Origin of the sequence: Escherichia sp. MOD1-EC5990, assembly GCF_002965285.1 — a bacterium.
In the GTDB taxonomy this organism is placed as follows: domain Bacteria; phylum Pseudomonadota; class Gammaproteobacteria; order Enterobacterales; family Enterobacteriaceae; genus Escherichia; species Escherichia coli_F.
This window is the reverse complement of record NZ_PTRV01000098.1, coordinates 1-299: the sequence shown is the minus strand read 5'-3', so window position 1 is coordinate 299 and position 299 is coordinate 1. Positions and strand designations below refer to the sequence as shown.

Here is a 299-nt window from a genome sequence, read left to right as displayed (position 1 = left end):
CGGGTCGTTAGCTCAGTTGGTAGAGCAGTTGACTTTTAATCAATTGGTCGCAGGTTCGAATCCTGCACGACCCACCAGTTTTAACATCAAACTCAGATGTTAAGCGTGAAGGATAACGTTGCGCCAGCAACGGCCCGTAGGGCGAGCGAAGCGAGTCATCCTGCACGATCCACCAATATTAAAGATTGGTCCCGAGTAGAAATCATTCAGGTAACACCCGTATGGGTCGTTAGCTCAGTTGGTAGAGCAGTTGACTTTTAATCAATTGGTCGCAGGTTCGAATCCTGCACGACCCACCA

The 299-nt window shown here is 49.2% G+C and carries 2 tRNA genes; both read left to right on the top strand.

The features are described 5' to 3' along the window. Position 1: 1 nt before the first annotated feature. Positions 2–77 (top strand) — tRNA-Lys (locus BEB42_RS26080). A gap of 146 nt (positions 78–223) precedes the next feature. After that, positions 224–299, top strand: a tRNA-Lys gene (locus tag BEB42_RS26075).